Source organism: Corynebacterium sp. HMSC055A01, from assembly GCF_001809405.1.
Taxonomy (GTDB): Bacteria; Actinomycetota; Actinomycetes; order Mycobacteriales; family Mycobacteriaceae; genus Corynebacterium; species Corynebacterium hesseae.
In genome coordinates, this window is sequence record NZ_KV797575.1 from 21,534 (window position 1) to 27,533 (window position 6,000).

The window sequence follows — 6,000 nt, forward strand, 5'->3', positions numbered from 1 at the left end:
CTCTCCTGCGCGCGGCGGGCCCGGCCTTTACTGGCCGCGATCACTTCACCCTCGGCGCGCTTGCTGCGGGGGAGACTGCTGTCTGGTCACGCCTGTTTAAGTGGCGCACGCTCGGTGTGGCCACGACGGCCGCTGTACCCGTGCTGCTGGCCCTGCGCCCGGACTGCGCACCGGAGACCCGCGTGGGGCTCATCGCCGCATCCCTGGGGCAGGCCGCCAAGCGCGGTGCACCAACGACGTTCGGCGTGACGTGTGTGAGCGCACAATACGCATCCTTCGCGTGGGCGCTGCGCGGCGCGCGCAATGATGCGGTGGGCTGGGGTCTGCGCGCCGGAGCGTGGGCCGCAGGCATTGCGCTCTCGCGCACCCGGAGTGAGCGCCTCGCCACGGCCGTCGCCGGAATCCCGGCGGCCGCTCTCTCCGCGCTAGCCGGTGATGAGAAGTTCCGCGCCGACGAAGCCACGCAAGGGCTGAGCCATGGCGCTAACCTGCTTCTGGCCTCTGAGGCGCTGACGGTCCTGAACCCGGTTGAGCAGCGCCAGGATGCGGGCCTGCGTGGCCGAGCCCTGGATGCGGCGCAGTCGGCGGCGCAGACGGTAGGCCTGGTACTGCTGGTGGATGGGTTGGCGCGGAAGGGCCGGGATTAGACGCCGCACCTAATTCCGGGCGCATTGTCTTGCCGTAGGATAGGCGGCGGTGCACCCACTCGAAGGGCCCAGGCTTGCCTGCGGCCTCGAGCGCGCAGGCGATGATAAGCGTTGCTAGCCATACCCCGGCGGCCAACGTTGCTTGGCCTGCGGCGCTGAACTCCGGTCCAATGTTGAGGGTGAAGGGGTAGACCAGCGCCAGGAAGAACACGGACTGCAGCACGTAGCCGGTCATGGAGCGCTTACCGAGCGCGATGAGTGGCCACAGGAACCACGGGCGCGCACCACGGCGCTGCAGGGGTTCTAGGGCGAGTGTTGCCCCCGCCACGATGCCCGGCCCGGTGAGCATGCCGATGCAGCTATTCGCCGCGTTGAGGGGTTCTGCCAGCGCTGGGGCCAGCACCCCAATCGTGGACAAGCCCCAGGGCAGCCCGAGGAAGAGGATGATGGCTAGGGCCAAAAGGGTCCACGCCCACAGCTCGCGCCGATGGCCCCCGGCCAAGGTTCCGCGGCGCGCCCACACGAAACCTACGAGCATCACCGGAAGGACCAAGGCTCCCGTCAGGGGAACGGAAAAAGCTTGGGCGCCGACCATGATGGCCTGCTCACCCAGCAGCTCCCAGTAGGATTCGGCGGCGGTGAAGCCGCTGAGATCAAACTCCGACGTATCGACAAGCGCGGCCCCAACGCCCATTCCGATACCCGCCACAACCAGCAGCGCACAGAACCCGTAGGCCACGCGCATGAGGAGCTTGTCGGTTAAAGTAAGCAGCAACGCAATGAGCATGCCCATCGCGCCGTAGAGCAGCATGATGTCGCCGGAAAAGAGGAAGAGGCAGTGGAGGGCACCGAATAAAGCCAGAAATCCATAGCGCTTAGCCAACACGGCCTGCGCGCGCCGCAGTGGGAAACCGCGTCGCCACAAGCTCATCGCGATAAGCCCCACGCCAAAGCCGAGAAGCGTGGAGAACATCGGCAGGCCGCGCACATGCACGAACATGGCGGAAAAGACCACATAGACTTCGTCAACGAGGGTATCGACGCCGCCGAAATAGGCATCGGGGCCATCGCCGTCGTTCATAATCCACGCGGTGCAGACATTAGCCAGCGCGATGCCCAGCAGGGCCATGCCGCAGGCGACGTCGGGGACGAGAAGACGAGGACTCGAATACTGGCGTGGCGGATGGGGCTGGTGGGGCTGATGAGGCATGGCCCCAAGCTACCAGAAGCACAAAAACTTATTTATCCGAGAGCGCGTTCCGCCAAGGTCGGGCGAATCGGGCGCGCCAGCTGCGTCATGCGGCGGCGCCCGCGCAGCTCAATAGACTTCATCAGCGTCCAGCGCGCTTGCTCTGCCTCGTTGGCGCCGCGCAGCGTGGCGGAGTTGGTGAGCACCTGGCCCGGGGTGTCCTTGGCCAGTTCGGTGAGACGGGCAGCCTCGTTGACGGCATCACCAATGACGGTGTACTCGAAGCGGTCCGCACCACCAATGTGCCCGGCCACCACGTGGCCCGCGGCCACGCCGATGCCCGCCTGCAGCCGCAACCCGCGCAGTTCCTGGCGAAGCTCGCGGGCGGCCTGCAAAGCCATGGAGTTCGCGTCGTAGACCGTCAGCGGGGCACCGAAGACGGCCAGGGCGGCATCACCCTGGAACTTGTTGATGATGCCCTTGTTCCGGTGCACCACCTCAACGACGTGCTCAAAGAACTTGTTGAGCTCCTCCACCACTTCTTCCGGGGTGTGGTTGACGGCGAAGGTGGTGGAGCCGATGACGTCGATAAACAGCACGGCCACTTTGCGGTCCTCTCCGCCCAGCTCCGGGCGTTCCTCCAAGGCGCGCTGGGCCACCTCGGCGCCGACATAGCGGCCGAAAATATCGCGCACGCGCTGGCGCTCGCGCAGGCCGCGCATCATCTCGTTAAAACCGGCCTGAAGAACGCCGAGCTCGGAGCCGTCGTAGATGTCCACCTGGACGTCACTCTCGCCGCGGCGCACGCGGTTGATGGCGTCCTGCAGCTCAATGATGGGATCGACCACGCTCATCATCGCGAACATGGTGCCCATGAGCCCGGTGCCCAGCGCGGTAACGGTCAGCGCAACGATAGCCGGCATGATATCTGAGGTCTCCGGGCTAAACAGGCCTGCCTGCTGGCCCATGAGGACAAGCACGATGCCGATGAGCGGGATGCCGGAGGTCATCATCCAGGTGGAAAGCAGGCGGTACTTAATCGGCGGCTCCAAGGTGGAATCCTCAAAGCGCCGCGCCACGGCCTCCGCAGCCACGGGGCGCACGAGGCGCTCCGCCTGCAGGTACGTCAACAGCACGATGAGGCCGCCAGCCAATGCAGCAGAAACACCGACTACCACGGCCAGCCGCGCCGAGTGCTGGCCTGCCAGCACCACCGCCAAGATGATGCCCAGCAGCCACACACCCGCGGCCACACCGGCCTGGTAGAGCGGGATGCGCAGGACTAGGTTGCGCACCATATTGGGATCATGGTCGTCGGGGCTGCGCTGCCAGTCCAACACTGGCCTGAACAGCCGAAGTGTTACCGCTATGCCGATGATGACCGCAAAGGTCACGAACAGCGTGCCGTAGGTCCACAGGTGGGGCGTGTGAGCGATGAAATCGGAGATCTCCGGCATGGGGAGAAAGAAGACCACGAAGGTCATGATCGCAATGGCGCCGATGATGTTGGCTCCAAGGACGAGCGCGGCGTACATCGGCCATTGAGTGCCCCATAACCAGCGGGCGCCACGCATCAGTCTGTTCATGATTAACAACTCTAGTTATCCCAGTAGGCTAGGGCGAGTGAACACCTCCAGCGTTGCCGAAAGGCTTGCCGACGCCCCCTCCGTCTCCCACACCATCCTCAGTGCTGCCCGCGCGGCTCGCGGTGAGGGCGACTCGCGAGCGATGAGCCACTCCTGGCTATTTACCGGGCCCCCGGGTGCCGGCCGTTCGCTGGCCGCGCAGTGCTTCGCCGCAGCACTCATGTGCACGTCCGCCGACGAGAACGGCAACCCCGGCTGTGGGCGCTGCCCCTCCTGCCAGAGCGTCCTAGACAATCAAGAGCACACCGACTTGGTCTACGTGGACCCGCAGGAGCAGTTCATCACCGTGGGCGAGGCCCGCGACGTCATCGGGCGCGCCGCCAGCCTGCCGAGCGTGGCGCCGTGGCGCGTGGTCATCTTCAATAAGGCCGACCGCCTGCGCAATGAGGCCGCCAATGCGTTGCTCAAAACTGTGGAGGAGCCCCCGGAGCGCACCGTCATCATCATGGTGGCGCCCTCGGAGGACCCGGAGGACTTCTCGGTCACGCTGCGCTCGCGCTGCCGTCACCTTTATATTCCGGCGCCGAGTGTGGAGGGCGTCGTCAAGCAGCTCGTCGCCGAAGGTGCCAGCGAGGATGACGCGCGTCTGGCCGCCGTGACCACCCTGCGCCACGTGGGGCGTGCGCGACACCTGGTCAACGAACCCGCCGCGCAGAAGCGCCGTGCCATGGCCATCAACCTGGCTGAGGACGTCTTCCACGGCTCCCAGGCCTTCCAGTCTGTCACCGCGTTGCTGAAATTCATTGAGAAGGAAGCTAAGGACTCCCACGCGGAGGCAGAGGAGGCGGAGCGCTCCAAGATTGAACAATCCTTCGGCGTCGGCGCCAAGGGCAAGGGCGCGACCAAGGCGCAACGCGACGCCCGCAGTGCCCTGAAGGACATGGAGGAGCTTCACAAGAAGCGCGCTAAACGACGCATCTCCGATGGCCTCGACATCGCCCTCGTGGATCTCGCCGGTATTTACCGCGATGCACTCATGCTGAAAGTCGGCGCTGAGGTGGAGATGACCCACCCGGACTTCGCGGGCCTGGCGGGCGAACTTGCCCAGCGCGTGAGCGAAGACGGCTTGCTGGCCGCCCAGTCCGCTATCCGCACCTGCCGCGAGCAGCTGCCGCAGAACGTCACCCCGCAGGTGGCTTTCGACGGCATGGTGGGCCGCCTGCGCCTGGCCTGTGGCGCGCGCTAACCAGCACGTGTGCTGCGTGCACACTACAGGTGATAGCCCGATTTCTTTATCAGCCCAGGCCTAGGCTAAACTCTCAGGCGGTGCATATACACACTGCATCGTGCCGCCTTAGCTCAGTCGGTAGAGCATCTCACTCGTAATGAGAAGGTCGCGAGTTCGATTCTCGCAGGCGGCTCCACTTAGACGTCGGATTTGATAAGTACCCTTTTGCGTTAGCGAGTATCGCTTAGGGGGGTGTGAAAAATCGCTTGCGTTAGCGGGTTTGGGTTTTGCGTTAGCGGGTATCTTGTTTGCCCTAGTAAAATGCGTATTCAGGGTTTAACGCGCTAACGAAGCGTTAAACCTAAGGCCGTTTCACGAGGAGGTGTGTGGTGAGATCGTATGCGTCCGGCGATGAACTAGCCGCAGAGATTACTAAGCGTGGCGAACTTTTTATCGGCGAGTTCGTAGGCGTTCCTGGCGATGGTTGGGACCGGCTGGTTGACGGTGTTGACCGCACGCCCCGGCAGATGATCGCCTACCAGCTTGGCTGGATGGAATTACTGCTCGGCTGGGAACGTGACGAACAAGCCGGTCTTGACGTGGTGACTCCGGCACCTGGTTTTAAGTGGAATCAACTGGGCGGATTGTATGAATCGTTCTACCAACGCTGGGAGCAGGTATCTACTGAGGATTTGATCGACAGGTTCAAGATCCTGCTTGGTGAGATAGTCAAAATGGTGGGCGGTCTAACCGAATCAGAATTGTTTAGTTCGGGTCAGCGTGCGTGGGCTTCTTCCACCCCGTCGGCGTGGCCGGTGTGGAAATGGGTGCATATCAACACCGTCGCGCCATTTACGACGTTTCGCACCAAAATCAGGAAGTGGAAGAAACTGGCAGCCTGCTAGCAATAGGCACGGTGATTTCAGTGCCGATTCTGAAGACGAACTGGATCTCGTTGGCTCCGATAACGGCATGGTCGATAAGCGCTGTCCACTGGGATGGTTGAAAATGCTGGATGGGCTTGTCGGCCAACTGGGTGTAGGCGGTTTTGATCGCAGTGGCCTTGGCACTCTTGGCAGCAATCTCGGCCTCGATGGCTTGTTTGCGGCCCAGGGTTTTCTGGTATCGCGCTTCTAGCTGGGTGTAGCGGGCGAGGTATTGGTCCTGGTCTTGCGCTACCCGCTGATTTTCTGCAACCAATGATTCAATCTCGCTGGCAAGAGCGCGGATTTTCTCGTCTAGGCGCTTGGACTCCGCTTCGAGCTGGTCTGTATTAAACATGGCGTCGATGACCTGTGGTAGGTGGCTTTGTCCGCGATAGGACCTGACCCCTGTTTGGTAGACACCTGA

General features: G+C 63.1%; 4 protein-coding genes, 1 tRNA gene and 1 pseudogene. 3 read left to right on the forward strand and 3 right to left on the reverse strand.

The features are described from left to right. Nucleotides 1–483: 483 nt before the first annotated feature. Nucleotides 484–1,857: a DUF418 domain-containing protein gene (locus tag HMPREF2604_RS06180; protein ID WP_083299194.1), complete on the reverse strand. Its 1,374-nt coding sequence runs from the start codon at nt 1,855–1,857 to the stop codon at nt 484–486. Between the two features lie 32 nt (nt 1,858–1,889). Beyond that, the gene (locus tag HMPREF2604_RS06185) at nt 1,890–3,422 is read right to left on the reverse strand and encodes an adenylate/guanylate cyclase domain-containing protein (RefSeq protein WP_070511233.1); all 1,533 of its coding nucleotides are present in this window, start codon (nt 3,420–3,422) and stop codon (nt 1,890–1,892) included. On the opposite strand from HMPREF2604_RS06185, the gene HMPREF2604_RS06190 reads away from it, so the two are divergent. The 3 genes from HMPREF2604_RS06190 to HMPREF2604_RS06200 all read left to right on the forward strand — a co-directional run bounded on the left by HMPREF2604_RS06190 (nt 3,421) and on the right by HMPREF2604_RS06200 (nt 5,555). Further along, nucleotides 3,421–4,668, forward strand: coding sequence for a DNA polymerase III subunit delta' (locus HMPREF2604_RS06190; RefSeq protein WP_083299195.1), 1,248 nt, complete (start codon nt 3,421–3,423; stop codon nt 4,666–4,668). The two genes, HMPREF2604_RS06185 and HMPREF2604_RS06190, sit on opposite strands and share 2 nt — an antisense overlap. Nucleotides 4,669–4,770: 102 nt before the next feature. Further along, nucleotides 4,771–4,846, forward strand: a tRNA-Thr gene (locus HMPREF2604_RS06195). Nucleotides 4,847–5,039: 193 nt separating this feature from the next. Beyond that, entirely contained in the window at nt 5,040–5,555 is a 516-nt protein-coding gene (locus tag HMPREF2604_RS06200) for a ClbS/DfsB family four-helix bundle protein (protein ID WP_034969882.1), read from the forward strand. On the opposite strand, the pseudogene HMPREF2604_RS06205 reads toward HMPREF2604_RS06200, so the two are convergent. Next, nucleotides 5,524–6,000 (reverse strand): annotated as a pseudogene (locus HMPREF2604_RS06205) (DNA recombinase); the annotation flags it as partial. The gene HMPREF2604_RS06200 and the pseudogene HMPREF2604_RS06205 overlap by 32 nt on opposite strands.

What these genes read in the sequence shown, in the direction of transcription:
- HMPREF2604_RS06180 (WP_083299194.1), bottom strand. Translation starts at nt 1,857, where the DNA reads ATGCCTCATCAGCCCCACCAGCCCCATCCGCCACGCCAGTATTCGAGT.
- HMPREF2604_RS06190 (WP_083299195.1), top strand. Translation starts at nt 3,421, where the DNA reads ATGATTAACAACTCTAGTTATCCCAGTAGGCTAGGGCGAGTGAACACC.
- HMPREF2604_RS06185 (WP_070511233.1), bottom strand. Translation starts at nt 3,422, where the DNA reads ATGAACAGACTGATGCGTGGCGCCCGCTGGTTATGGGGCACTCAATGG.